We start from the raw sequence: 24,598 nt of genomic DNA, 5'->3' as shown, positions 1-24,598 counted from the left end.
TCACTCATTGCGAACAGATGATCCAATTATTCTGATTGGAGCAACAATTGGGTGAACCTCGTCCGGTAAGCGGCTGAATCAGGAAGGACGTGTTTGATGCAACACGGCAGCGCACCCCGCCGCCCCGCACGGGAGCGGCGCGAGGTCAGGCCGGCGCCGATTGCGGCGGAGCGTAACAACCTGTTAAAAAGACACCACGACGTGCGCCGACGTAGCATCATGTCGGCCCCGGCCGGGCGGGATGGGTGCGCGACGTGCGCCGCCGCCACCGCCGCTTTCAACGCGCGATTCCCGCTGACCATGAAAATTGCCATCCTCGACGACTACCAGGACGCTGTCCGCAAGCTGAACTGCTTCGAGATGCTCGCCGAGCACGACGTGAAGGTCTTCAACAACACGGTACGCGGCCTGGGGCAACTCGCGAGCCGTCTCGCGGAAGTCGAGGCGCTCGTGCTGATTCGCGAACGCACGCCGATTTCGTCGCAACTGCTCGCCAAGCTGCCGAACCTGCGCATGATCAGCCAGACCGGCCGCATCTCGAGTCACATCGACCTCGAAGCGTGTACCGACCGCGGCATCGCGGTGCTCGAGGGCACCGGTTCGCCGGTCGCGCCGGCCGAACTGACCTGGGCGCTCGTGATGGCCGCCCAGCGCCGCATTCCGCAATACGTCGCGAACCTGAAGCAGGGTGCCTGGCAACAGTCGGGCCTGAAGACGTCGGCGCTGCCGCCGAACTTCGGCCTCGGCCAGGTGCTGCGCGGCCAGACGCTCGGCATCTGGGGCTACGGCAAGATCGGCCGGCTGGTCGCCGGCTACGGCAAGGCATTCGGGATGAACGTGCTGATCTGGGGCCGCGAGCATTCCCTCGAGGCCGCGCGCGCCGACGGCTACACGGCCGCCGAGAGCCGCGAAGCGCTGTTCGAGCAGAGCGATGTGCTGTCGCTGCACCTGCGCATGCACGACGACACGCGCGGGATCGTCAAGCAGGAAGACCTGATGCGGATGAAGCCGACGTCGCTGCTCGTCAACACGAGCCGCGCGGAGCTGCTCGAGGAAAACGCGCTCGTCAACGCGCTGTCGCACAACCGTCCGGGGATGGTCGCGATCGACGTGTTCGAAAGCGAGCCGATCCTGCAGGGCTACAGCCTGCTGCGGATGGAAAACGTGATCTGCACGCCGCACATCGGCTACGTCGAACGCGAAAGCTACGAACTCTATTTCAGCGCGGCGTTCCAGAACATCCTCGCGTTCGACCAGGGCGACCTGTCGAGCGTCGTCAACCCGGAAGCGCTGACGCCGCGCCGCGTGCGCTGACCAGCGCGGGCCGCACTCGCCGCGGCCCTGCTGCCGGCCTCCCGCCTTCAGGCCGGCATACGGCCGGCCGTCATCGCGTCGACGCGCGCAAGGAAATGCTCGCCGTCGCGCCGTCCGAGGTCGTATGCATGCCGCATCTGCGACGGACTCGTGTAATCCCAGCTCGAAATCGGCACCTTGCTCGACGGCTGTACATAGAGCCGCCGCTGGTCGCCGTGCGCGACCGTGAACATCTGCGGACGCGGATACAGCCGCGTGACGAGCACCAGCACGTCGCCCGGCGACGGGTCGAGCGCGTCGACCGGCACGTTGTCGACCATCCCGCCGTCGAGCACCGGCCGGCCGCCGCGCCGCAGCACCGGCGTGAACGGCGGCGTGCACGACGACTGCAGGATCAGGTCGGCGAGTTCGTCGACGCTCGTGCAGGCCTGCGCGCGCACGAACTCGGGCCGGAAGCCGAGCGTGCGCCCGAGCGTCGGGTGCAGCGTCTTGCGCACGTACTTTTCGATGTTGTACGCGACGAGGCCCGCGGCGACCGCGCTGCGCGCGCCGAGCCAGCGCGGCACGTGCGATACGCCGATGCGGATCTCCGGCGCGTCGGCGAGCTGCCGGAACGGCTCGCCGTAGATGTCGAGCAGCGCCTGACGGTAGATCCGGTAATGCGGAAACACGGGCTCGCGCCCGAACAGGTTGCCCCAGTACGCGTTCTTGCGATTGTGGCGCAGCGCTTCCTCGTAATAGCGCATCACCCAGGCGGCGTCGCGCGTATACAGCATGCAGGCGGTCGCCGCGCCGGCCGAGATGCCGGCGATCACGCGCGGGCGCAAGCCGAGCGCCGGCTGCGCGACGTCCCAGAAGCCGGCCTGCCACCAGCAGCGATTGCCGCCGCCCGCGAAGACGATCTGGTCGAACATCGCGCCGCTCAGCTGACGAGCGCGTAGGTCGACGTCGCGTGAACGGCCATCGTGCCGTCCTCGTCGAACAGCTCGACTTCGCCGAATACCAGGTTGCGGCCCATCCGCAGCACGCGCGCGGTGACGAGCACGTCGCCCTTGCGCACCGGACGCATGAAGTTCGTGTTCAGCGACACGGTCGTCATCGGCCGGAACTCGCCGAGCGCGGCCGAGATCGCCACCACCATCGCCGTGTCGGCGGCGGCCGTGAACACCTGGCCGCAGATGATGCCGCCGGAATGACGGAATTCGCCGGAAAACGGCAGGCGCATCGTGACGCTGTCGTCGCCGATCGATACGGGGACCAGACCGAGCGAGCGGACCCACGGGGCCAGCAGGCGATCCAGCAATTCGCGGACTGCGTTTTCGTCCATCTTCGAATGTCCAGAAAACGTTGCGCGACCGCCGCGCAACGGGTGTGGACGTCATCATACCGGGAGCACGCCAACTGCGATGGCTCGTTGCCGCGCCGACAGACGCCGTTGCCGTGACGAAATATTTTCAGGAAATTTGCAGAAAGGTCTTGCCAAGACCGAAATACCCATGCATAATCTTTCTTCTGTTTGGGGCGTTAGCTCAGTTGGTAGAGCAGCGGACTCTTAATCCGTAGGTCGAGTGTTCGAGTCACTCACGCCCCACCAGGAATTCCGAAGCCCGGTTAGCGAAAGCTAACCGGGCTTTTTCCATTTCCGGCGCCGCCCCGCCCCTGTCGCATCGCCGCGGGCAATCACATACATGCCTCGCCCATATACTTTCCGTTAGAATCGTCCGACAAATATCACACGACCGGCACGGCGATCGCCGCATCGCCGCCGGCACTGAGAGAGCATGGGACGTCAAACATGGAGTCACGTGAGCGAGACGCGACCATTCAGGGAGCATGGTCACGCCGATATCGGCGCGCACGTCGAGTCGCGCCCCGCACCCGATCGCATCCGGCCCCGTCGCACGACGCACGCGGCGGATCCGCTCATGCTGCGTAAAGGCACGCTCGTCGCGTTCGCGCTCGGCGTTGCGCTGCTCGTGATCGCAGCCGCGCTCGCCGTCACCGCGAGCCGCACGGCCGGCCATCTGGTTCGCGCGCCGGGCACGGTCGTGCGCATCGTGCAGGACAGCGACGCGATGCGCGCATACCGCCCGATCGTCGCCTATCTCGCGAACGACGGCCGGCGCCGCGAAGTCGCCGGCAATACCGCCTCGATGGTCCCGGCGTACGACATCGGCGAAAGCGTCGACATGCTGGTCGATCCGGATCATCCGAACCGTCCCGCGCTGATCGACGATTTCGCGCAACGCTGGTTTCCCGTCGCGGTGCCGGCACTGCTCGCGGTCGCGTCGCTTGCGATCGGCAGCCTGCTGTACGCGAACGAGCGCCGCAGCAGGCAAGCCGGCGTGCTTGCCGCACCGGCCGCCCGCAAGACGGTCCGGCGCCGCTGGAACATCGCGATCGTGCTGATTCCGATCGCAATCGGCACCGGCTTCCTGGCCAGCGCCGGCGCAGTCGGGCTGCGTCAGTGGCAGATCGCCCGCCAATACGCGCACTCGACCGGCCATGTCGTCGAGATCGCCGAAACCGGACACTCGCCCCGCGCCCGCACGTCACTCTATTCCGTGAGCGTCGCGTTCACGACCGACAGCGGCCGCCCGGTCACGTTCACGCAAGGCTCGACGTCATCGCATCCCGAGCTGTACGAAGGCGAGATAGTCAACGTGCTGTACGACCCGGTCACACCCGAGCGCGCGATCGTCGACCGGTTCTGGGATCGGTGGGCGCTCACGGCGATCCTGCTCGCGATCGGCACGCCGTTCCTCGTCGCCGGACTGTTCGTCGCCGGAACACTGTGGCCGGAGCATCGGCCGCTCGAAATCGCCGAATGACGCGCGCGGCGCCGGGCCGTCAACACCGCGCCCCCACCTCACCGCTCCCTGAACGCCTCCACCTTCGCGCGGTTCCCGCACGTGCGCATGTCGCACCAGCGCCGCCCGACGCCGCGGCCGCGATCGACGAAGAACCACGTACAGCGGCCGCACTGCCGCACACGCGCGAAGTCGTCGCCGCGCAGCAGATGCTCGAACCCGAGCGCGGCCGCATCGATCCAGCGGGACGCGGCGCGCGCATCGGGACGCCACGCGAAGCGGCCATCGACCGCGTCGAACGTGCTGCGCCCGATCGCATCGCGAATCGCCACGGCGAGCCGGTCCGCCGCACGCGCGCCTGCGCTGCCGCCGTCGCCGGCCGTCAGGTACGCGAGCGCCGCATACGCATCCTCGCGAAATCCATGCAGCGCGGCGAGTTCGTCTGCTCCATCCTGCCGGGGATGACGCAGGAACCGCGTCAGGTCGGCCTCCTCCAGCAACCCCGACTTCGCGGCCCACGCACGCACGGCCGGCCAGTCGACGAACTTGTCCTCATTGCGCGTCTTGCCCGTGTCGGCCACCGTGTTCAGGAAGTCGAGCGCCGGGTGGCCGCCGACGAAATCCGCCGCGATCCATGCGTGCGCCTGTCGTGCAGGCTCGTGCCGGGTAACCATTTATCTCCACCTATCGGTTTCATATCCGGATGAACAGGCGTAACCTGTTAATAACCCAAACAGGTTATCACGGAGGCACCGATGCTCGATCTCGCCAATCGCTTCATGTTCGAAGGTCACGGGATCGCATGGGGTACGCTCGGCGAAGGGCCGCCGCTCGTGCTCGTGCACGGCACGCCGTTTTCATCGCAGGTGTGGCGCCGGATCGCGCCATGGCTTGCGCGGCGCCATCGCGTGTTCTTCTACGACCTGCTCGGCTACGGCCAGTCGGACATGCCCGACGCGGACGTATCGCTGGGACGGCAGAACGTGCTGTTCGGCGCGCTGCTCGACGAATGGAATCTTTCGCGCCCGCGCGTGCTTGCGCACGATTACGGCGGTGCGACCGTGCTGCGCGCGTATTTCCTCGACGGCATCGCATATTCGGACCTGACGCTCGTGAACCCGGTCGCGATCGCGCCGCAGGGCTCGCCGTTCGTGCGGCATGTCGCGCAGCACGAAGCCGCGTTCACCGGATTGCCGGCCTACGCGCATCACGCGCTCGTATCAGCCTATATCGGCAATGCGGTCGCGCAGCCGTTGAGCGACGACGTGCTGTCGATCCATCGCTCGCCATGGCTCACGCCCGCCGGTCAGGCCGCGTTCTACCGGCAGATCGCGCAGATGCGCCAGCGCTACATCGAGGAAGCCGAGGCCCGCTATGCGCCGCCGGACTTTCCGGTGCGCATCGTGTGGGGCGAGGACGACGGGTGGATTCCGCTCGAACAGGGGCAGGCGCTCGCCGATCGCATCGCGAACGGCAAGCTGATCAGGGTGCCGCGCGCGGGTCACCTGGTCCAGGAAGATGCGCCGGAAGCGATCGTCGCCGCCGTGCTCGACGGGCACGGCCAAGGTTGATCGCTGCCGGCACTGCTTGGCACGTCAGAAGGCCGGCACGCCCTGCGCGAGCGTCGCGACGAACTTCGTGGTGCGCGGGTCGCGCGGTCGCCCGAACAGCTCGCGCGATGCGCCGGCCTCGACGATGCGGCCATCCGCGAGAAACACCGCATCGTGCGCGACCGACGCGGCCAGGCGCAGGTCGTGCGTGGCCATCAGCATCGTCGTGCCTTCCCGCGCGAGCTGGCGCAGCACTTCGACGACTTCGACGGACAGCTCGGGATCGAGCGCCGACGTCGGCTCGTCGCACAGCAGCACCTGCGGCGACGGCGCGAGCGCACGTGCGATGGCGACGCGCTGCTGCTGGCCGCCCGACAGCGTCGCGGGCCATGCGTCGGCCTTCTCGGCGATGCCGACCTTGTCGAGCAACGCGAGCGCCCGCCGGCGCGCCTGCTCGCGCGGCCAGCGCTGCACGGTCACGAGCCCTTCCATCACGTTCTGCACGACGCTCAGGTGCGGAAACAACTGGAAGTTCTGGAACACCATGCCGGTTTGCCGGCGCACCGCGAACACGTGATCTCGCGACGGCCGATACCCCGCCGCGAAGTCGATGCGTGCATCGCCGACCGTAAGCGCGCCCGTCTCCGGCACTTCGAGCAGGTTCACGCAGCGCAGCAGCGTGCTCTTGCCGCTGCCGGACGGCCCGATCAACGCGGTCACGCTGCCGGGCTGCAATGCGAGGTTGATTCCGGTCAGCACGCGCTGCGCGCCGAACGACTTGTCGATGCGCTCGAGACGGATCATCGCAACTCCGCGTGGAACAGCGCATGACGGCCGAAACGGAGCTCGAGCCGACGTTGCAGCGAGGAGAGCACCGAGCTGAACAGCAGATAGATCAGCGCGGCTTCGGTATAGAGGATCAGCGGCTCGTAGGTGACGGCCGCGATGCGCTGCGCGGCCTGGAAGATCTCGGGCACGGTCAGCACGGCGGCGAGCGACGTGTCCTTCACGAGCGAGATGAACGCATTCGACAGCGCGGGCAGCGCGACGCGCACGGCCTGCGGCAGGATCGCGCGGCGCAGCGTCTGCGCGCGCGTCATCGCCATCGAGTACGCGGCTTCCCACTGCCCCTTCGGGATCGACTCGATCACGCCGCGGATCACCTCGGCGTTGTACGCACCGACGTTCAGCGAGAAGCCGATCACGGCGGCGGTCAGCGGATCGAGCACGATGCCGACGTTCGGCAACCCGTAGAAGATCACGAACAACTGCACGAGCAGCGGCGAGCCGCGAAACAGCCAGATGTAGAAACGGACGCCGGCCTGCGCCCAGCGCGGCCCGAACAGGCGCGCGAGCGCCGCGCCGAACGCGAGCAGCAGGCCGATCGCGAACGACGCGAGCGTGAGCGGAACCGTGAACACGAGCCCCGCCACCAGCAGGGGCCGCAGCGATTCCGCCATCAGGTGCAGCCAGGGCGGCATCGGTCAGCCTCGCGTCACGGCTGCGACACGTCGCGGCCGAAGTACTTCTGCGAGATCCTCGCGTACGTGCCGTCGGCCTTGATGTCCGCGAGCGCCTTGTCGATCGCGGCGACCAGCGCGGGGCTGCCCTTGCGCAGCAGCACACCCGATGCATCACCGGCACCCGTCGTGTCGGTCGCCGCGATCTTCAGTTTCGCGTCGGGCTTGTGCTTGCGGAAGTCGAGGTACGACAGCGAATCGTTGATCGTCGCGTCGACGCGCCCCGAGCTCAGCAGGTCGATCGATTCGTTGAATCCCTGCACGGGCACCACGTCCGCGCCGTGCGCGGCCGCGAGCTTGCCGAAATTGCTCGTCAGCGTGTTCGCGGATTTCTTGCCCTTCAGGTCGTCGAACGAGCGGATCGACGTGTTGTCCGCGCGCACGATCAGCACCGCGTGCGACGTGATGTACGGCGTCGAGAAATCGTACTTCGCCTTGCGCGCGTCGGTGATCGACACTTCGTTGACGACCGCGTCGTAGCGGTTCACGTCGAGGCCCGCGATCAGCCCGTCCCACTTGCCTTCGACGAACTCCGCCTTCACGCCGAGCCGCTGCGCGATCGCGGTCGCGATGTCGACGTCGAAGCCGGTCAGCTTGCCCGTCGTGTCGTGATACGTGAACGGCGCATACGTGCCTTCGGTGCCGACCCGGAACACGCCGGCCGACTTGATCCGCGACAGGTCGTCGGCGGCCAGCGCGCTCGTGACGGCAGTGGCCTGCAGCAATGCGACGACCAGGATGGAGCGAAGGAATTTCATAGTGCGGACCCCGAACGATGGAAGGGAGTGAACCCGCCGGCCCGAGCGGCCGCGCGAGCGGTCCGCGAATTCTACCGACGCGCCGATGCCCGGCAAAAACGCAAATCCGCTAACGATATGAGCGCGTCGAATAACGCGCCGGCCAGCCACGCTCATCCCGCAGATGAAATCCGTCGCGATGCAGCGCGGCGATCGTCCGACGATTCGTTACCGGCGGTTACAGAAGCGACACCGCGGTATCACCCATTCGGCATGCGCTACGTACCATGAAGACAGGTGAACCTATTGCTCGCGGGCCTTGCCCCCCACGAACGGAGTGAACGGCAAATGAAACGCATCCTGTTGTCCTGTGCCCTCGGCATCGCGACCGCCTGCCTGTCGGCAAGCGCGTTCGCGCGCGCCGACATCGGCGTGTACTTCGGCGTGCCGGGGCCGGTGATCGAGGCGCCACCGCCTGTCTACTACCCGCCGCCGCCCGTCGTGTACGAGCCGGCGCCCGTCTATTACGGCCCGTACTACGGCGAATATCGCTACCGCCACTACCGGCACGACAACGGCTGGCATCGCGGCTGGCGACATCACCGCGACGACGACGACTGACCGTCGCCTGGCGGCCGTCGCGACCGCATCCCGCCGGGGGACATTCCGCGCGCCGGCCTTCGAGCCGGCGCGTCCGCATCACGCACCGCTTACCACGGCAGCGAATAGGTCTTCGTGTTCGTGAAGCTCTTCATCGCTTCCTGCACGCCTTCCTTGTAGCCGAGGCCCGAATCCTTCACGCCGCCGAACGGCGTCAGTTCGAGCCGGTAGCCCGGCACCTCGCGCACGTTCACGCTGCCGACCTCGAGCTCCGTGATGAAGCGCGTGATGTTGTCGAAGCGGTTCGTGCAGACCGACGACGACAGCGCATAGTCGGTGCTGTTCGACATCCGGATCGCCTCGTCGATGTCGCGAAAGCACATGATCGGCGACACGGGCCCGAACGTCTCGTATTTCACGAGCGGCATGTCGGGGGTCACGCGATCGACGACCGTCGGCGAATACAGCGCACCGTCACGCACGTTGCCGACCAGCAGGCGCGCACCGCGCGCAATCGCATCGTTGACCTGCTGCTCGCAGAACTTCGCGGCCGCCTCGTCGATCACCGTGCCCATGTCGACCGACGGATCGGCCGGATTCCCGTACGCCCACGCGCGGGTTTTCTCGACGACCAGCTCGGTGAAGCGATCGGCCACCGCCTCGTGCACGAGCATCCGCTTGATCGCCGTGCAGCGCTGCCCGGAGTTCTTGTACGAGCCCGATACGGCGAGCGTGCTCGCCTCGTCGAGATCGGCGTCTTCCATCACGATGATCGGATCGTTGCCGCCGAGCTCGAGCACCGCGCGCCGGTAGCCCATCCGCGACGCGATCGACTTGCCGATCGACACGCCGCCGGTGAACGTGATCAGGTCGATCGCCGGGTTCGTGATCAGCTCGTCCGCGATCTCCTTCGGGTCGCCGGTAATCACCTGCAGCATCTGCGGCGGCAGGCCGGCTTCATACAGGATGTCCGCGAACAGGTAGCATGACAGCGGCACCTTCTCCGACGGCTTCACGACGATCCGGTTGTTGGTCGCGATCGACGGCACGACCTTGTGCGCGACCTGGTTCATCGGATGGTTGAACGGCGTGATCGCGGAAATCACGCCGAGCAGCGGTTCGCGCTGCGTGTATACGCGGCGCTTCTTGCCGTGCGGCGTCAGATCGCACGAGAAGATCTGCCCGTCGTCCTTCAGCACTTCGCCCGCGCCGAACGTGAGCACGTCGGCCACGCGTCCGGCTTCATACGTCGAATCCTTGAGGCACAACCCGGCTTCGGCCGTGATCAGCGCCGCGATCCCGGCGGTGCGCGCACGCACGATGTCGGCCGCGCGGCGCAGGATCGCCGCGCGCTCGTGGCGCGTGAGCGACGGCCGGTATGCGCGCGCGGCCGCGAAGGCGCGCCGCACGTCGTCGAGCGTCGCCTTCGGCACGCTGCCGACGAGCGAGCCGTCGTACGGGTTGCGCACCTCGATCACCGCATCGCGATCAATCCTTTCACCATCGATTCGTAGTGCTTCGCGATGAAGCGCGCGGACCTCCGTCGATGCTGCAATGGCGTTCATGAGTGTCTCCCTGGCGGATACGTCCGCGTCACTGCAGATGGTTGAGCGCGATGTCGATGATGTCGAAGTTGCGCAGCCGCGTGCGACCCGTGACGTCGGTCGCGACCGGCTTGCTGAAGATCAGCGGCACGATCTGTTCGGAGATCCCGCCGTGCGAGCGCAGCGGCACGTCGAGGCCCGACAGGTCGTGCCTGATGCGGCGCGTGCCGAGCACGACGTCCTGCTTCGAGATCACGATCAGGTCGCCCATCCGGTCGGGCGGCAGCTCGAAGCGCGCGCAGCCTTCGGCGCCGGTCAGCACGACCTCGATGCCGTCCACCGCGGCGAGCCGCGCGCGCAGCGCGTCGGCATCGGCGGAATCCGGCACGTAGACGGTCGCGAACGAGCCGAGTGCGCCGTGGTGCACGACGTACGGATCGGTGATCGGCAGGATCACGCGCGCAGCATCCTGGCCGAGCCACGCGTCGAACAGCTCCTGCAGGTAGATCACGTTCGGCTCGCCGGTCTCGCCGTCGTGCTTCGCGTTCATCCCGTGGTCGGCCGTGATCGCGACGATCGCGCCGAGCTCGTCGAGCCGCTTCAGGTACGTGTCCATCATCTGGTAGAACGCGTTGGCGCCGTCGGTGCCGGGCGCGCACTTGTGCTGCACGTAATCGGTCGTCGACAGGTACATCAGGTCGATCGGGCGCGTCTCGAGCAGGCGCACGCCGGCCGCGAACACGAATTCCGACAGGTCCGCGCTGTACACGCTCGGCACCGGCTTGCCGACCAGCTCGAGCACGTTGTCGATGCCGTTTTCCTCAACGCTTGCCTCGTCGGCCTTTTCCGACGAGAAGCAGATGCCCTTGAGCCCCTTGCCGAGCAGGCGGCGCAGCTTGTCCTTCGCGGTGACGACCGCGACGCGCGCGCCCTGTTCGGCGAAGGTCGCGAGCACGGTGGGCGCGACGAGGTACTTCGGATCGTTCATCAGCACCTCGGCGCCGGTGTCGCGATCGTAGAAGTAGTTGCCGCTTATCCCGTGGATCGCCGGCGGCACGCCGGTAACAATCGACAGGTTGTTCGGGTTCGTGAAGCTCGGCACCACGCACTCGCCCTTGAGCGCCGTGCCCGGCTTCAGCAGCGTGCGCAGGAACGGCGCGACGCCGGCCTCGGCCGCCATCTCGAGATATTCATAGGCGCAGCCGTCGACGCAGACCACCACCACGGGGCGGCTCATCCAGTTGTAGCGGCGGCCGTTCACTTCCACGGATACAGGCGTTTCAGTCATGACGTTCAGTCCTTTCGGTTCGAAGGGGGTTGAGCTGTCGGCGCCCGCGCCGCGCCGAGGAGGTGTTTTCCATGCTTGACATTAAAATTGATGATTTGTAGATTGTCAACAACATGCAGAGAACAGAAAGCAAAAGACGGAAGCACGAGGCAACACGAAGAGGGCTGGTCTCCACTCATCCGCCGCGTGCCGCAGTCAAGGGGTCTGAAGGTGAACGAGGTGCCGGTACACAAGGGTTTCAATGCATGGGCAGCGGGCGCGGCCCGTGTCGCGGCGGTGGCGCTCGGTGCCGCGCAGGCGGCACACGCGAAGACGTCGCTGCTCCTCTACACCGCGCTGGAACACGAGGCGATGAAGCCCTGCAAGGACGCGTTCGAGAAGGCGAACCCCGACATCGAGATCCGCTGGGTGCGCGATCCACGCACCGGACGACCCGAACTACGACTTCAAGCGGTTTTATCAGGAGGTCAAAAAGCGCGGCTACATTCTGTATCCGGGCAAGCTGACCGAAGTCGACACGTTCCGCGTCGGCTGCATCGGCCACTTCGGCGAAGCGGGCATTCCGGGCGCGGTCGCGGCGATCGCCGACACGCTGAAGGCGATGGGCGTGCGCCGCGTGTCCGCCGAAGCGGCGGCGTGACGCGACGCACCCGGCCGCACCGCGGCGCGCGGCCGGACGCCGTGCGGCGGTTTCGTTTTCCTTTCCCGCCGTGCGCGGCACGGCAACCCGACCCTTACTGGCACGACATCCGATGCGACCCTTCTGGATCGAACAAGCCCTGTTCAACGACGGCGATCTCGCCCCCGCGCTGCAGGGCGCGACGCAGGCCGATGTCTGTATCGTCGGCGGCGGCTTCACAGGGCTCTGGACCGCGATCCAGGCGAAGCAGCAGAACCCGGCACTCGACATCGCGATACTCGAGGCCGACCTGTGCGGCGCCGGCGCGAGCGGGCGCAACGGCGGGTGCCTGCTCACGTGGTCCGCGAAATTCCTGACGCTGCGCCGCCTGTTCGGCGAAGCGGAGGCGATCCGGCTCGTGAAGGCGTCGGAGGCGGCCGTCCAGCACATCGCCGACTTCTGCCGTGCGCATCGCATCGATGCCGAGCTGCGGCTCGACGGCACGCTGTACACGGCAACGTCGCGCGCGCAGGTCGGCACGCTCGCGCCGGTGCTCGACGCGCTCGCCGCGTGCGGCATCCACAGCTACGAGCCGCTGCCGTCCGCCGAAGTCGCACGCCGCTCGGGCTCCGCACGCAATCTCGACGGCGTGTACTCGCCGATCGCCGCGACCGTGCATCCCGGCAAGCTCGTGCGCGGGCTGCGCCGCGTCGCGCTCGACATGGGAATCCGGATCTACGAGCGCACGCCGCTCGTCGACTTCACGCCGGGGCAGCCGGCCGTCGTGCGCACGCCGTCCGGCAGCGTGCGCGCGGGCAAGCTGGTCTTCGCGATCAACGCGTGGATGGCGAGCCGTTTCCCGCAGTTCGAACGCACGATCGCGGTCGTGTCGAGCGACATGGTCATTACCGAGAAATGCCCGGAGCTGCTCGAGAGGACCGGGCTCGTGGACGGCGTATCGGTGCTCGATTCGCGGATCTTCGTGTACTACTACCGCACGACCGCCGACGGCCGGCTGATGCTCGGCAAGGGCGGCAACACGTTCTCGTGGCGCAGCCGCATCGCGCCCGTGTTCGACCGGCGCTCGCCTTACGAGGCGCAGCTCACGCAGAGCCTGCGCGCGTTCTTCCCGTCGCTCGCCGGCGTGCCGGTCACCGCCAGCTGGAACGGCCCGTCGGACCGCTCGGTGACGGGCTTCCCGTTCTTCGGCCGGCTCGACGACGCGCCGAACGTGTTCTACGGCTTCGGCTATTCGGGCAATGGCGTCGGACCGACCTACATGGGCGGGCAGATCCTGTCGTCGCTGGTGCTCGGCCTCGACAACGCGTGGACGCGCAGCCCGATCGTGCGCGGCCCGCTCGGCCATTTCCCGCCGGAGCCGATCCGCTATGTCGGCGCGCACGTCGTGCGCAACGCGATCCGCCGCAAGGAGCGCGCGGAAGACGAAAGCCGGCGGCCGGCGCTCGTCGATACGTGGCTCGCGAAATTCGCGAGCGCGGCGGGCAAGGCCGACAAGGCGTGACGAGGCGTAGACGACGAGGCGCTGATGCGATGACGTGACGCGCAACGCAAAAGGGACGCTGCGAAGCGTCCCTTTGCTTTCGTCGCGGCGGGCCGGTGCAGCCGCGTTACACGCGCTCGGCTTTCTCGCGCGCCGCCTTGCCCGTGCCCGGCAGCCCCTGCTCGTGGGTGCGGCGCATCCGTGCGAGGCCATGCGCGACGTGCTCGCGCACGAGCGCGACGGCCTTCTCCGCGTCGCCGCTCGCGAGCGCCTGCACGATCTTGTCGTGCTCGGCCGCCGACACCGCGATCGCATCCTCCTCGGCCTCGATCGCGGCCTGGCGGAGCAGCCCGAGCTGGCGCACGAGCCGGCGATAGGTATCGGTGAGGTGCGTATTGCCGACGCCGACCACCATCGCGTCGTGGAACTGCACGTTCAGCTCGGTGTAGCGCGTGACGTCATGCGTCTTCGCGGCGCCCTTCATCGACTGGATGATGCCCTTCAGGACCTTCAGCGTGTCGGGCGAAATGCGCTTCGCGAGCGCGCGCGCGACCGACTCGTCGAGCATCGCGCGCACTTCGTAGATTTCCTCGGCCTCGCGCAGCGGCACGACGCGCACCGTCACGCCGCGGTTCTTCTCGTTGCGCAGCAGTCCGGCCTGCTCGAGCGCGCGGAATGCTTCACGCACGGGGCCGCGCGACACGTTCAGCTTCGTCGCGATATCGACTTCGTTGAGTTTCTCGCCCGGCGCATATTCGCCGGACACGATCGAGCGCTCGAGCATGTCCTGGACAATCATCGCGAGCGACTGGCTTTGCAGGAGTTCGATGGCGTTGAGCGCGTTCGGGGCAGTCATGGTCGGGCAGGCAGCGCGGCTGCGGGTGAAAACGAGGGCGCCATATCGGCGAATGATCCTTGTATACCCTCGGCCCGACACATTGTCAACAGTTTTCAGTTTCCAAAAATCAATCGCGCGGCCGGCACGAACATGCCGGACCGCGCGGCGCGGGGCCTGCCGTCAGGCCGTCTGCTTCACCGGCCCCGGATCGCTCTGGCTCGGCCGCCCCGTCTCGACGTGGCCCGCGAAGCGGCGCACGACCTTGTCGTCGCCGCCGCGCAGCGTCGTCGCGGTAATCGTCAGATCGTACCAGCCGTGACTCGACGACAGCTCGAAGTGATCCTCGACGCGCTCGCCCGGCTCCAGCGTGTAGGTGCGCGCATGCGCATGGCTGTACGCGTTGTCGACCACGACACGGCACGCCGCGCGGCCGCTGTTGCGCAGCTGCAGGTACACGTGGCGGTTGCGCACGTCGTAGCCGATCTTCGCTTCCGGGTTCGCGTGGCGGCCGTCCGCGGCGAGCCGCGTGTTGCCCTGGAATTCGCACAGATAGCCGTTCGGGCCATAGGCGGCGAGATGGTAGTCGCCGCGCGCGGCCGACGTGCTCCAGGTATCGGCGAAGCGGTCGTGCGAGGACACCGCGTAGCGGCGCGGCGGCGTCGCCGGATTGCGACGGTCGTACACGTAGAACGCGGCGCCCGCGTCACCCGAGTTCGCGAAATCGAGCGACACGCTGTCGTCGCGGCCGTTCACGCGGGCATGCACGAACAACTCGTACGGCAGCGCGCGCGCCGGGCGCGTGCCGGGCTCCTGCGCCGGCATCGACTGCTGCGCGGGCACCTGGTACGCCTGGCCCGCGGTGGCGATGTGCTGCGGCACCGTGAAGCTCACCGTGCGCGTATCGGGGCGCGCGGAGAAATCGAACGCCGACGTGAGGTCGCCGCAGATCGACCGGCGCCACGCGCTGATGTTCGGCTCCTGCACGCCGAAGCGGGCTTCGAGGAAGCGCAGCACCGACGTGTGGTCGAACGTCTCCGAGCAGACCCAGCCGCCCTTCGTCCACGGCGAGATGACGATCAGCGGCACGCGCGGCCCGAGGCCGATCGGCTGGATCCCGCCCGGATCCGCGCCCGGCACCAGCGGGCCCATCTCGCCCGGGTACTTGTTCAGGTCGAGCAGTTCGTCGCCGAGGTTCGACAGCAGGTTCGACGACACGATGCCCTGGCCGCCCACGCCGCTCGCGACCGGCGGCACCGGCGGCACGACGTGGTCGAACAGCCCGTCGTTCTCGTCGTAGTTGAGGATGAACACCGTCTTCGCCCACACCTCCGGGTTCGACGTCAGCGCCTCGAGCACCATGTTGATGTAGAACGCGCCGTCGGTCGGCGACGCCTGTGGGTGCTCGCTGTACTTGTACGGCGACACGATCCACGATACCTGCGGCAACCGGTTCGCCTGCACGTCGGCCTTCAGCTCGGCGAGCGTGTGGTTGGATGCGCCCTTGTCGACCAGCGGGCCGCTCGCGCCTTCCTTCACCTGGAAGCGCTTGAAGAACATCAGCGAGTTGTCGGTGTAGTTGTCGGTCGGGTCGCCCGGGATGCCCGTGCCGCCCTGGTACACCTTCCAGCTGATCTTCGCGTTCTCGAGGCGTTCCGCGTAGGTCGTCCACGTGTAGCCGTTCACGTCATTGCGCTCGCCGATGCCGGGACCGTTCGGCTGCGTGCCGTAGACGTTGCGCGAGTCGACCGTGCCGGTCCACAGGTAGATGCGGTTCGGCGCCGTATCGGCGTGCGCGGAGCAGAAATACGAATCGCAGATCGTGAACGCGTCGGCGAGTGCGTAGTGGTACGTGAGGTCCTGGCGCTTCAGGTAACCCATCGTCAGCACGTCCTGCTTCTGGTTCACCCACTGGTCCCACTGGCCGTTGTTCCATGCGAGGTGGCCGCTGCTCCAGCCATGGTTGGTGCCCGGCTGGAATTCGGTCGTCTGCTTCGGGTCGAGATAGAACGGCAGCACGTACGGCGCGGACGGATCGAGCCCGCGCGAATGGTAGTTCTTCGTGAACACCGACGCCGGCGGCTGCTGCCACACCGGCGCGCCGCTCGGCAGCAGGTGGGGGCGCGGGTCGTTGAAGCCGCGCACGCCGCGCAGCCCGCCGAAGTAGTGGTCGAACGAGCGGTTTTCCTGCATGAAGATCACGACGTGTTCGACGTCGCGGATCGTGCCGGTGCGATAGGCGGCCGGTATCGCCAGCGCGTTGCGGATCGCCGGCGGGAAGCCGGCGTAGGCGGCCATCGCGCCGGCCGACTGGGCGGCAAGGCGCAGGAAATCGCGTCGATTGGTGGCGGACATGAAGAGGATCCTGTGGGTCGGTAAGGGTGGCGCCGGTCGAGCGGGGCCGGCGGTCGGTGCGTTGCCGCTATTACTCCGCACCGGCATGTCCCGGCCGTGACCGGTTCCAGCAGGTTTCTTGCGGTCACCCCCAGCTTTTTTTCGAAGCGGCGCACGATGCGCCTTTCATCCGGCCGACACATGCGTCCGCTACGCTGACGCGCGATGAAGACGGGGGAGAAGCCGAGTCGTGTTCGATCAGCTGAAGGCGTTCCACGCGACCGTCCGGCAGGGCAGCATCACGCGCGCCGCGCGCCACCTGGGCGTGAGCCAGCCGACGATCGCCGCGCAGATCAAGCAGGTCGAGCAGCTGTACGGCGTCGAGCTGTTCTACCGCAGCGGCCGCAAGCTCGAGGTCACCGAGACCGGCATCGAGCTGCTGCCGCTCGTCGAGAAGATGATCGCGCTCGAGGCGCAGGCCGACATCATGCTGCGCAATGTCGGCGGCCTGTTCGAAGGGCATCTGCGGATCGGCGCGACGGGGCCGTACTACATCATGGACGCAGTCGGCCGCTTCTCGCACGCGCATCCGTCGATCGCGCTCACGTGCCGGATCGGCAATTCCGAGGAAATCCTGCAGGCGCTGCACGAATTCCGCATCGACCTCGCGGTGTCGTCGCAGCGCAATGACGCGGACGGCCTCGAACGCAAGGTGATCTCCACCGATCCGCTCGTGCTCGTCGTGCATCGCGACCACCCGCTCGCGCGCTTCGACGCGATCGACGCCGCGCAGCTCGCCGACGTGCGGCTGCTGATCCGCGAGGAAGGGTCGGTCACGCGCCGCTGCACGGAGACGATCCTCGCGGGCGCTGGCGTCGCGGCCGCGTCGGTGGCCGAGATCGGCAGCCGCGAAGCGATCCGCGAGGCGATCCTGCACGGCGTGGGCGCCAGCCTCTTTCCGCGCGGCGAGGCCGAGCGCCATCCGGACCTGCGCATCGTGGCGCTGCGCGGCGTCGACACGACGATCGACGAATACGTGTATTACCTGAAGGCGCGCCGCCAGAGCCCCGCGATCGATGCGTTCCTCGCGTGCATCCTGCCGGCGCGGCCGGTCACGCACGACACACACGACACGACGCGGCAAGTGAACGCCCGCTGAACCGCCGCGCGTCCACCGGTTTCGCGCATTTCCCGTCGCATTTCCCGTCGCACTTCCCTGCACCTTCCGGCGCTTTTCCCGCGCCTTCCCTCGTGGTTTTCCTCGTGCCTTCGTTGTTGCTTGCCGCCGTGCATTACTTCGGCAGCGCGGGGATCATCCACGTCAACACGTGCTGCTGCAGGAACACGAGCACGCCGAGCAGCAGCGTGAGGATCACGCTGTGCCAGAAGGTGCGCGCGAACACGACGCCTTCCTGCCCCTTCAGGTCGGTCGTCGACACGCCCGTCGCGATGTTCTGCGGCGAGATCATCTTGCCCATCACGCCGCCCGACGAATTGGTCGCGGCCATCAGCACCGGATCGAGGCCGAGCTGCCTGGCGGCGACGACCTGCAGGTTGCCGAACAGCGCATTGCCGGACGTGTCGCTGCCGGACAGGAACACCGCGATCCAGCCGAGCGACGCCGACACGAGCGGGAACAGCGCGCCGGTCGACGCGACGCCGGTGCCGAGCGTGTAGCTGATGCCCGAGTAGTTCAGCAGGTACGCGAGCCCGACGATCATCATCACCGTGATGATCGCGATCCAGGTCTGCCGCCACGTCTTGACCACGCATTCGAGGAACGCGCCGACGCCGGTGCGCGTCAGCGCCGCCGTGATGATCGCGGAGAGCAGGATCGCGGTGCCGGTGCCGAGCGGCTGGAAATCCCAGATCGCCGCATACGGCTTGTGGTACAGCGTCACGAACACCGTGTTGTGCAGGCCTGGCCACTTGATCTTCACGTCGCCGATCGCCGCGACGTTCGCATGCACCCAGACGATCACGACCACCGACACGACGATCCACGGCAGCCAGCCGCCGAAGCCCGTGCGCGCGGCGCCGGCCGTGGCGGGCGCGCTGCGCGCGAGCGCGTATTGCGGATCGGGCTGCGGCTTCCACGCCTGCAGGAAGCCGATCGTGACGATCAGCGACGTGAGCGACGACAGCACGTCGGTGAGCTGGTAGCCGAGGAAGTTCGACGTGACGAACTGCGCGATCGCGAAGCTGCCGCCTGACACGAGCAGCGCGGGCCACAGCTTCGCGATCGAGCGCAGGCCGCCGTACGCGCCGACCACGTAGAACGGCAGCAGCAGCGCGAAGAACGGCAGTTGCCGGCCGACCATCGCGCCGAGCGTCGCGGGCGGCAGCGACGTGACCGCGCCGAGCACGGTGATCGGCACGCCGAGCGCGCCGAACGCGACCGGCGCCGTGTTGAACAGCAGCGTGTAGGTGAGCGCTTCGAGCGCGGGGAAGCCGAGCGCGATCAAGAGCGCGCTGGTGATCGCGACCGGCGTGCCGAACCCGGAGATCCCTTCGAGCAGGCAGCCGAACGAGAACGCGACGACGAGCAGCACGAGGCGGCGGTCGTCGGGCAGGTTGTCGAGCATCCACTGCCGGAACTGGTCGAAGCGGCCCGACTTCACCGCGATGTTGTACAGCAGCAGGGCGTTGAACACGATCCACATCACCGGCACGACCGCGAGCGCCATGCCGGCGCCGACCGCGTTGAACGCGAGACCGGCCGGCATGCCCCAGGCGCCGATCGCGACCGCGAGGCCGGCGACGAGCCCGGCCAGCGACGCCTGCCAGGCCGGCCGGCGCAACACGCCGAGCGCGATCAGCGCGACCGCGATCGGGATCACGGCGACGACGAACGACAGGAACAGCGAGTTGGCGACGGGCGTCAACGGCTGCGCGAACAGGATGCCGGGCGGCAGGGCTGCGGTGGGATTCATCGTGTCTCGTGTCTCCGATCCAGTACCAAACGTGCGTTCACGGCCGCAACGATCGTCCGACGCTTGCGCATGCAACCATGCCGCCGTGCGCCGACCGATCGGTCGCTTAAAAGAGGTTAGGAGGCGCATCGCGCTTGCACAAGGAGGACAAGCCCGATGCATGCGGCGCCGATACACGGCATCCGCCGCACACCGAACGGCGGCTGGTGGCCCGCTGACGCGCGCGCCGGCAAGCCGCCGGCGCAATGTTGCTCAGCCGACAAAGGTGACTGACGGCGGGCAGGGTGTTTCGTTTGATGTCCGAAGCCTAGACTGGCTGCATCGATTCCGCCCGCGCCGAAGACGGCGCGGCTGCGGAGACCTCACGGAGCAAACCCGATGAAAACCATGAAACTTGCGGCCTGCGCGTTACTGCTGATCGGCTCGGCTGTCGCCGTCCAGGCCCAGGCCGCGTCGGCGCTGACGCGTGCGCAGGTTCGCCAGGAACTCGCGGAACTGCAGGCAGCCGGCTACCGGACGAGTCTCGCCAGCAGTCCCGACTTTCCGCAGAACATGCAGGAGATCATGCAGCGCGCCGCGCAGGCGCGCGGCGACGCGGCCGGCTACGGCAGCGACGGCCATGCGAACGTGGAATCGGGGAAGCCGGCGCTGCCGCACGTGGTCGATCGCGACACGTACGCGCATCACTGACGCGAATGAAACCGGGCCGGGCGCGTGAATGCGCGGCCACCCGGCCCGCAGCCTGCCCGCCGCGCGGCGGGCTGCTGCCGTCAAACGCTGAAGCGGTTCAGCGTGTATGCACGATAGGCCGCGACGAACGCGTCGAATGATCCGGCCTCCTTCGCTTCCAGCTCGGCCTGCTCGGCCAGCGACTTCGCCGCGAGCGCCTGCTCGGTGCGCATCGTCTCCGCCGACGGCGGGTTCGCACGGAAGTGCGCAGCATGCGCTGCGCTGTGCGCGAGTGCGAACGCGAGGAACGACTGCCCGTTCTCGCGCATCTCGCGCAGCACGCGCGCCGACGGCGTGCGCTCCGGATCGGCGAGCTTCTCGCGCTGCGCGGCGATCGCACGCGCATGCTCGTCGCCGCCGCGGATCTCGTCGAGACGGCGCCCGACGGTTTCGATATCGGTCATCAGGTCGTCCGCCCATGCCTGCAGCGTGACCGGCTGGCCGTCGCGCGTCAGCGTGAGCCCCGGTTTGCGTCCGTCCATCGTCACGCTGCCGAAGTTCGCGTTCGCTTCCTTGTACGCATCGCAGTCGAGCGCGGGGCTCTCGTCGAGCGCGCACGCGAGCAGGAACGCGTCGATGAAGCGGGCGGTGTCGAGCGCGATGCCGGTCGGCTCGAACGGATCGATGTCGAGGCAGCGCACTTCGATGTACTGCACGCCGCGCGACGCGAGCGCATGCAGCGGACGCTCGCCCGAATACGTGACGCGCTTCGGCCGGATCGTCGAGTAGAACTCGTTCTCGATCTGCAGCACGTTCGTGTTGATCTGGATCCACTCGCCGTCGCGATGCGTGCCGATCGCCTCGTACGGCGGATACGGCTCGCTCACGGCCGTCGACAGCGCGTCGAGGTAGCCGGGCAGCGTGTTGTAGTCGACGTGCAGCGCGGCCTGCGCGGTCGTGTTCGAGTAACCGAGGTCGCTCATCCGCAGGCTCGTCGCATACGGCCGGTACAGCGTGTCGGCGTCGAACGCGTCGAGCTTGTGCGGCTTGCCGCGCAGGAATTTCGCGTCGAGCGCGGGCGATGCGCCGAACAGGTACATCAGCAGCCAGCTGCGACGGCGGAAGTTGCGGATCTGCGCGAGATAGCGCTCCGACTGGTAGTCGACGAGCGTCGCCGTCGAGCCTTCGTCCGCATGCAGGCGCCGCCACACTTCCTCGTGCAGCGAGTAGTTGTAGTGGATGCCGGCGATGCACTGCATCGTGCGGCCGTAGCGATACGCGAGGCCGCGGCGATACACCGTCTTCAGGCGGCCGATGTTCGACGTGCCGTAGTCGGCGATCGGGATGTCATCGTCGGCCGGCAGCAGGCCCGGCATCGAGCCGTTCCACAGCATCTCGTCGCCGAGCGACGCATACACGTAGCGGTGCAGATCGTCGAGACGTGCGAGCGTGATCGACGCGTCGGCTTCCGCCGGCGTGATCAGTTCGATCAGCGCTTCGGAATAGTCGGTCGTCAATGACGGGTGCGTGAGGGCCGAACCGAGCGCGTGCGGATGCGGCGTGAACGCAATCATCCCGTCGCGCGTCACGCGCAGGCTTTCCTTTTCGATGCCGCGCAGGCCGTCGGGCAGACGCTGCCGCGTCGGGCCCGAGCTCAACGCTTCGAGACGATTCAGCAGCAGTTCGGACTGGCGGTGAGTCATGGTGTTCGACATGGAGACGCAAGTGCGTGACGGCCGCGCGCAGAACGCCGCGCGCGGCCGGCTGGATTATTTGGTCGCTTCGTTGGTAGCGGGCACTTTAACATCTCGCCGGGACACGTGCTTGAGGTCGCTCCGGGCAATGCACGCGGGCCGCAGCGGGCCGCCCGGCGAGCCGATGGCGACGATCGCCGCGTGCGCAGCCGACCGTCGTCGGCCCCGCCGGACGCCGTGATCACGCGACATTCGTCGGAAGGATCGTGAACGGTACGCGAAGCGCCGATCGGTGCAACCCGCGCTGCCGAATCCGCGATGCAACACCGCCGCGGTCGAGTCGACCATGCGTCGAGGGCGACAGACGCCGGATTCGTTCGATCGCCATCAAGCGTCGCAACCATGAGGACGACCGACCGATCGCGGCAACGCCCGCGCTCTCCGCAGGTCGCCCCTCCACCTCGGCGGGCCGCCCCCGGCCGGCCGCGGCGACCGTCATCCGCCGCGCGCGCCGCCGGCCCGGTCCGCCACGTCGTTCCACAGATGAAGCGCCGCATACGCGCGCCACGGCCGCCAGCCTTCGGTGCGGCGCTTCTGGCTCGCGAGCCGGTCGAGCGACGGATCGCGCGCGGTAATCGACTGCATCAGCACGAGATCGGACGCCGGCCACGCGTCGGGGTCGCGCCACGCACGCATCGCGATGTATTCGACGGTCCACGGGCCGATGCCGGGCAGATCGAGCCACGCGCGGCGCAGCGTTCCGAGGTCGGCCTGTGCGGGATCGAGCGGCACGTGGCCGGCCGCCACCGCACGCGCCATGCCCGTCAGCGCCGCGGCCCGCTTGCCGGGCATCCCGATCTTCTCCAGATCGCATGCGGCGAGCGCGTCCGGCGTCGGGAAACGCCAGGCGGGCGCGCCGTCCGGCACCGGCATGCCGTCGTGGTCCACGACCCGCTCGCCGGCCCGCTGGACGAGCCGCCCGACGATCGTCGTCGCCGCCTTCACGCTCACCTGCTGGCCGACGATCGCGCGCACCGCGAGCTCGAACCCCGACCAGGCGCCCGGCACGCGCAGCCCCGGTGCCGCTTGCACGAGCGGCGCGAACCACGGATCGCGCACGAGCCCGCCGGCGATCGCGGCCGGATCGGCGCCGAGGTCGAACATCGACGCGACGCGGCGCGCGAACGCATCGTCGACATGGCGCGCGGCCGCCCCTTCGACCGTCGCGATCAGGCAGTGCCGGCGCGGATGCTTCGTGACGGTGAGCCGGCCCGCGTCGCCGTGCAGGTCGACGATGCGGCGATACACGCCGTCGACGACCTGCTCGACACCCGGAATCGCGCGGCCGCTGAAGAAGCGCAGCACGCGCGCCCAGTCGTACGGCGCCTTGAAGCGCAGCGCCATCTGCGCGGACGGCGGCACCTGGCCGCCGTCCGCGATCAACGTAATCGTGTCTGTTTCGATGCTCAAACTGCGTCACCCTCCGCAACGGCTTCGGTTTCATCGTCGTGCACCTGGCGCGCCTCGGACGCGAGCAGCGTCGCCTTGCGGCGCACGCCCCAGCGATATCCGGCGAGCGCGCCGCCCTTCTGCACGACACGGTGGCACGGAATCGCGAGCGCCACCGGGTTCGACGCGCAGGCCGATGCGACGGCGCGCACCGCACGCGGCGAGCCGAGCGCCTCGGCGATCTCCGAGTAGCTGCGGGTCTCGCCGTACGGGATGTGCGTCAGCGCTTCCCAGACGCGCTGCTGGAACGCGGTCGGCGCGATGTCGAGCGGCAGGTCGAACGCGTGCCGCGTGCCGTCCAGGTATGCGCGGATCTGCGCGATGAACGGCGCGAGCCGCGACGACGCTTCGACCAGCTCGGCGCGCGCGAACGCGTCCTTCAGTTCGCCGACGAGCGATGCAGGTTCGTCGCCGAACGCGATCCGGCAGATGCCCTGTTCGGTCGCGGCGACGAGCACCGTGCCGAGCGATGTCGACGCGGTCGCAAAATCGATCCGCAGGCCGGCGCCCTGGCGACGGAACGCGGACGGCGCCATCCCCAGTTCGCGCGGCACCGATGCGTAGAGCCGCGACGGCGAATTGAAGCCCGCGTCCACGGCCGCCTGCGTGACCGGCTGCCCGCTTTGCAGCGCCTCGCGCAGCGCGGCACCGCGCTGCGCGGCCTGGTACTGCCGCGGCGACACGCCGACCACGCGCTTGAACAGCCGCTGCAGGTGGAACGGGCTCACGTGCACGGCGTCACTCAGCTGCTGCAGCGTGAGCCGCTCCGGATGCGCGTCGAGCACCGCGCATGCACGATTGACGATTTCGAGCTCGCGCGGCAGCCCTTCCGGCTGGCAGCGCTTGCACGGACGAAAGCCAGCCGCGCGCGCGGCGGCCGGATCGGCAAAGAATGACACGTGCTCGCGCCGCGGCAGCCGCGACGCGCAGCTCGGCCGGCAGAACACGCCGGTCGTGCGCACGGCATAGAAGAACGCGCCGTCCGCATGCGGATCGCGGGCGGTCACGGCGCCCCAGCGGGCATCGTCGGTCGGATAGGCGGTTTTCATCTGAACCTCGCACGTTCTAGTGTAGATGGTGCCTACTCTAGACATCGGCATGGGCCGTCGCGCCCTGAATCTTGCTCTGTGATTCGCGCCGC

Annotated in this window: 21 protein-coding genes, 1 tRNA gene and 2 pseudogenes; 10 read left to right on the top strand and 14 right to left on the bottom strand. The window is 68.0% G+C overall.

Translation table 11 applies throughout. The features are described from left to right. Positions 1-300: 300 nt before the first annotated feature. Positions 301-1,314, top strand: a complete 1,014-nt coding sequence (locus DIE22_RS28605; RefSeq protein WP_124500629.1) for a D-2-hydroxyacid dehydrogenase family protein — start codon at positions 301-303, stop codon at positions 1,312-1,314. Between the two features lie 47 nt (positions 1,315-1,361). On the opposite strand, the gene DIE22_RS28600 is transcribed toward DIE22_RS28605, so the two are convergent. Together DIE22_RS28600 and DIE22_RS28595 are read right to left on the bottom strand one after the other, a co-directional pair. Then, the gene (locus DIE22_RS28600; protein WP_124606585.1) at positions 1,362-2,228 is read right to left on the bottom strand and encodes a patatin-like phospholipase family protein; all 867 of its coding nucleotides are present in this window, start codon (positions 2,226-2,228) and stop codon (positions 1,362-1,364) included. A gap of 8 nt (positions 2,229-2,236) precedes the next feature. Next, the gene (locus tag DIE22_RS28595) at positions 2,237-2,641 is read right to left on the bottom strand and encodes a PaaI family thioesterase (protein WP_124500631.1); all 405 of its coding nucleotides are present in this window, start codon (positions 2,639-2,641) and stop codon (positions 2,237-2,239) included. A 191-nt stretch (positions 2,642-2,832) separates the two neighbouring features. Here DIE22_RS28595 and DIE22_RS28590 point away from each other — a divergent pair. Next, positions 2,833-2,908 (top strand) — tRNA-Lys (locus DIE22_RS28590). A gap of 187 nt (positions 2,909-3,095) precedes the next feature. Further along, positions 3,096-4,145 carry a DUF3592 domain-containing protein gene (locus tag DIE22_RS28585; RefSeq protein WP_124606584.1) on the top strand — a complete coding sequence of 350 codons (1,050 nt, stop codon included), beginning with the start codon at positions 3,096-3,098 and terminating at the stop codon, positions 4,143-4,145. A 38-nt stretch (positions 4,146-4,183) separates the two neighbouring features. On the opposite strand, the gene DIE22_RS28580 is transcribed toward DIE22_RS28585, so the two are convergent. Next, positions 4,184-4,798 (bottom strand): CGNR zinc finger domain-containing protein, encoded by a 615-nt coding sequence (locus tag DIE22_RS28580; RefSeq protein WP_124500633.1) that lies wholly within the window; start codon positions 4,796-4,798, stop codon positions 4,184-4,186. A gap of 81 nt (positions 4,799-4,879) precedes the next feature. On the opposite strand from DIE22_RS28580, the gene DIE22_RS28575 reads away from it, so the two are divergent. Next, positions 4,880-5,695 carry an alpha/beta fold hydrolase gene (locus DIE22_RS28575; protein WP_124606583.1) on the top strand — a complete coding sequence of 272 codons (816 nt, stop codon included), beginning with the start codon at positions 4,880-4,882 and terminating at the stop codon, positions 5,693-5,695. Positions 5,696-5,719: 24 nt separating this feature from the next. Here the strand turns inward: DIE22_RS28575 and DIE22_RS28570 are convergent, their stop codons facing one another. Genes DIE22_RS28570 through DIE22_RS28560 form a run of 3 tightly spaced genes read right to left on the bottom strand, consistent with a single transcriptional unit; the run spans position 5,720 to position 7,952 of the window. After that, on the bottom strand, positions 5,720-6,478 hold the full coding sequence (locus tag DIE22_RS28570) for an amino acid ABC transporter ATP-binding protein (protein ID WP_124606582.1): 759 nt from the start codon (positions 6,476-6,478) through the stop codon (positions 5,720-5,722). Then, the gene (locus DIE22_RS28565) at positions 6,475-7,155 is read right to left on the bottom strand and encodes an amino acid ABC transporter permease (protein ID WP_124606581.1); all 681 of its coding nucleotides are present in this window, start codon (positions 7,153-7,155) and stop codon (positions 6,475-6,477) included. Before DIE22_RS28565 ends, DIE22_RS28570 begins: the two co-directional genes overlap by 4 nt. A 14-nt stretch (positions 7,156-7,169) precedes the next feature. Continuing rightward, on the bottom strand, positions 7,170-7,952 hold the full coding sequence (locus DIE22_RS28560; protein WP_124606580.1) for an amino acid ABC transporter substrate-binding protein: 783 nt from the start codon (positions 7,950-7,952) through the stop codon (positions 7,170-7,172). A gap of 327 nt (positions 7,953-8,279) precedes the next feature. Here DIE22_RS28560 and DIE22_RS28555 point away from each other — a divergent pair, with 327 nt between their 5' ends. Then, positions 8,280-8,552, top strand: coding sequence for a hypothetical protein (locus DIE22_RS28555; protein WP_124500638.1), 273 nt, complete (start codon positions 8,280-8,282; stop codon positions 8,550-8,552). An 89-nt stretch (positions 8,553-8,641) separates the two neighbouring features. Here DIE22_RS28555 and phnY read toward each other — a convergent pair whose 3' ends face one another. Further along, positions 8,642-10,096 carry a phosphonoacetaldehyde dehydrogenase gene (gene phnY / locus DIE22_RS28550; protein WP_124606579.1) on the bottom strand — a complete coding sequence of 485 codons (1,455 nt, stop codon included), beginning with the start codon at positions 10,094-10,096 and terminating at the stop codon, positions 8,642-8,644. A gap of 28 nt (positions 10,097-10,124) precedes the next feature. Continuing rightward, positions 10,125-11,363, bottom strand: a complete 1,239-nt coding sequence (phnA, locus tag DIE22_RS28545) for a phosphonoacetate hydrolase (protein ID WP_124606578.1) — start codon at positions 11,361-11,363, stop codon at positions 10,125-10,127. A gap of 210 nt (positions 11,364-11,573) precedes the next feature. Here phnA and DIE22_RS38985 point away from each other — a divergent pair. The 3 genes and pseudogenes from DIE22_RS38985 to DIE22_RS28530 form a co-directional block, all read left to right on the top strand. Beyond that, positions 11,574-11,816 (top strand): annotated as a pseudogene (locus DIE22_RS38985) (putative 2-aminoethylphosphonate ABC transporter substrate-binding protein); the annotation flags it as partial. Continuing rightward, a pseudogene (locus DIE22_RS28535) lies at positions 11,782-12,003 on the top strand (2-aminoethylphosphonate--pyruvate transaminase); the annotation flags it as partial. The pseudogenes DIE22_RS38985 and DIE22_RS28535, both read left to right, overlap by 35 nt. 112 nt (positions 12,004-12,115) lie before the next feature. Further along, positions 12,116-13,504 carry an FAD-dependent oxidoreductase gene (locus tag DIE22_RS28530; protein ID WP_124606577.1) on the top strand — a complete coding sequence of 463 codons (1,389 nt, stop codon included), beginning with the start codon at positions 12,116-12,118 and terminating at the stop codon, positions 13,502-13,504. A gap of 106 nt (positions 13,505-13,610) precedes the next feature. Here the strand turns inward: DIE22_RS28530 and DIE22_RS28525 are convergent, their stop codons facing one another. Beyond that, a complete protein-coding gene (locus tag DIE22_RS28525) occupies positions 13,611-14,339 on the bottom strand; it encodes a phosphonate utilization associated transcriptional regulator (protein WP_124500642.1) in 729 nt (242 codons plus the stop codon). Positions 14,340-14,501: 162 nt separating this feature from the next. Beyond that, a complete protein-coding gene (locus DIE22_RS28520; RefSeq protein WP_124606576.1) occupies positions 14,502-16,673 on the bottom strand; it encodes a phosphocholine-specific phospholipase C in 2,172 nt (723 codons plus the stop codon). Between the two features lie 229 nt (positions 16,674-16,902). Between DIE22_RS28520 and DIE22_RS28515 the strand changes: the two genes are divergently transcribed. Next, positions 16,903-17,811 (top strand): LysR family transcriptional regulator, encoded by a 909-nt coding sequence (locus DIE22_RS28515; RefSeq protein ID WP_124500644.1) that lies wholly within the window; start codon positions 16,903-16,905, stop codon positions 17,809-17,811. A 133-nt stretch (positions 17,812-17,944) separates the two neighbouring features. On the opposite strand, the gene DIE22_RS28510 is transcribed toward DIE22_RS28515, so the two are convergent. After that, positions 17,945-19,585 carry an L-lactate permease gene (locus DIE22_RS28510; RefSeq protein WP_124606575.1) on the bottom strand — a complete coding sequence of 547 codons (1,641 nt, stop codon included), beginning with the start codon at positions 19,583-19,585 and terminating at the stop codon, positions 17,945-17,947. 378 nt (positions 19,586-19,963) lie between these two features. On the opposite strand from DIE22_RS28510, the gene DIE22_RS28505 reads away from it, so the two are divergent. Continuing rightward, complete coding sequence (locus DIE22_RS28505) at positions 19,964-20,275, top strand: DUF4148 domain-containing protein (protein WP_124500646.1); 312 nt, start codon at positions 19,964-19,966, stop codon at positions 20,273-20,275. A gap of 80 nt (positions 20,276-20,355) precedes the next feature. On the opposite strand, the gene gshA is transcribed toward DIE22_RS28505, so the two are convergent. The 3 genes from gshA to ada all read right to left on the bottom strand — a co-directional run bounded on the left by gshA (position 20,356) and on the right by ada (position 24,506). Next, on the bottom strand, positions 20,356-21,969 hold the full coding sequence (gshA, locus tag DIE22_RS28500) for a glutamate--cysteine ligase (protein WP_185640704.1): 1,614 nt from the start codon (positions 21,967-21,969) through the stop codon (positions 20,356-20,358). Positions 21,970-22,443: 474 nt separating this feature from the next. Beyond that, positions 22,444-23,418, bottom strand: coding sequence for a DNA-3-methyladenine glycosylase (locus DIE22_RS28495; protein WP_124606573.1), 975 nt, complete (start codon positions 23,416-23,418; stop codon positions 22,444-22,446). Beyond that, on the bottom strand, positions 23,415-24,506 hold the full coding sequence (gene ada / locus DIE22_RS28490; protein ID WP_124606572.1) for a bifunctional DNA-binding transcriptional regulator/O6-methylguanine-DNA methyltransferase Ada: 1,092 nt from the start codon (positions 24,504-24,506) through the stop codon (positions 23,415-23,417). The genes DIE22_RS28495 and ada overlap by 4 nt, the downstream gene beginning before the upstream one ends. Between the last annotated feature and the right edge of the window lie 92 nt (positions 24,507-24,598).

Source organism: Burkholderia sp. Bp9142 (assembly GCF_003853415.1).
In the GTDB taxonomy this organism is placed as follows: Bacteria; Pseudomonadota; Gammaproteobacteria; order Burkholderiales; family Burkholderiaceae; genus Burkholderia.
This window is presented reverse-complemented; position numbering and strand designations above follow the sequence as displayed.

Excerpts from the sequence above, each read along its gene's own strand:
- DIE22_RS28605 (WP_124500629.1), top strand. The coding sequence starts at position 301 with ATGAAAATTGCCATCCTCGACGACTACCAGGACGCTGTCCGCAAGCTG.
- DIE22_RS28600 (WP_124606585.1), bottom strand. The coding sequence starts at position 2,228 with ATGTTCGACCAGATCGTCTTCGCGGGCGGCGGCAATCGCTGCTGGTGG.
- DIE22_RS28595 (WP_124500631.1), bottom strand. The coding sequence starts at position 2,641 with ATGGACGAAAACGCAGTCCGCGAATTGCTGGATCGCCTGCTGGCCCCG.
- DIE22_RS28585 (WP_124606584.1), top strand. The coding sequence starts at position 3,096 with ATGGGACGTCAAACATGGAGTCACGTGAGCGAGACGCGACCATTCAGG.
- DIE22_RS28580 (WP_124500633.1), bottom strand. The coding sequence starts at position 4,798 with ATGGTTACCCGGCACGAGCCTGCACGACAGGCGCACGCATGGATCGCG.
- DIE22_RS28575 (WP_124606583.1), top strand. The coding sequence starts at position 4,880 with ATGCTCGATCTCGCCAATCGCTTCATGTTCGAAGGTCACGGGATCGCA.
- DIE22_RS28570 (WP_124606582.1), bottom strand. The coding sequence starts at position 6,478 with ATGATCCGTCTCGAGCGCATCGACAAGTCGTTCGGCGCGCAGCGCGTG.
- DIE22_RS28565 (WP_124606581.1), bottom strand. The coding sequence starts at position 7,155 with ATGCCGCCCTGGCTGCACCTGATGGCGGAATCGCTGCGGCCCCTGCTG.
- DIE22_RS28560 (WP_124606580.1), bottom strand. The coding sequence starts at position 7,952 with ATGAAATTCCTTCGCTCCATCCTGGTCGTCGCATTGCTGCAGGCCACT.
- DIE22_RS28555 (WP_124500638.1), top strand. The coding sequence starts at position 8,280 with ATGAAACGCATCCTGTTGTCCTGTGCCCTCGGCATCGCGACCGCCTGC.
- phnY (WP_124606579.1), bottom strand. The coding sequence starts at position 10,096 with ATGAACGCCATTGCAGCATCGACGGAGGTCCGCGCGCTTCATCGCGAA.
- phnA (WP_124606578.1), bottom strand. The coding sequence starts at position 11,363 with ATGACTGAAACGCCTGTATCCGTGGAAGTGAACGGCCGCCGCTACAAC.
- DIE22_RS28530 (WP_124606577.1), top strand. The coding sequence starts at position 12,116 with ATGCGACCCTTCTGGATCGAACAAGCCCTGTTCAACGACGGCGATCTC.
- DIE22_RS28525 (WP_124500642.1), bottom strand. The coding sequence starts at position 14,339 with ATGACTGCCCCGAACGCGCTCAACGCCATCGAACTCCTGCAAAGCCAG.
- DIE22_RS28520 (WP_124606576.1), bottom strand. The coding sequence starts at position 16,673 with ATGTCCGCCACCAATCGACGCGATTTCCTGCGCCTTGCCGCCCAGTCG.
- DIE22_RS28510 (WP_124606575.1), bottom strand. The coding sequence starts at position 19,585 with ATGAATCCCACCGCAGCCCTGCCGCCCGGCATCCTGTTCGCGCAGCCG.
- DIE22_RS28505 (WP_124500646.1), top strand. The coding sequence starts at position 19,964 with ATGAAAACCATGAAACTTGCGGCCTGCGCGTTACTGCTGATCGGCTCG.
- gshA (WP_185640704.1), bottom strand. The coding sequence starts at position 21,969 with ATGTCGAACACCATGACTCACCGCCAGTCCGAACTGCTGCTGAATCGT.
- ada (WP_124606572.1), bottom strand. The coding sequence starts at position 24,506 with ATGAAAACCGCCTATCCGACCGACGATGCCCGCTGGGGCGCCGTGACC.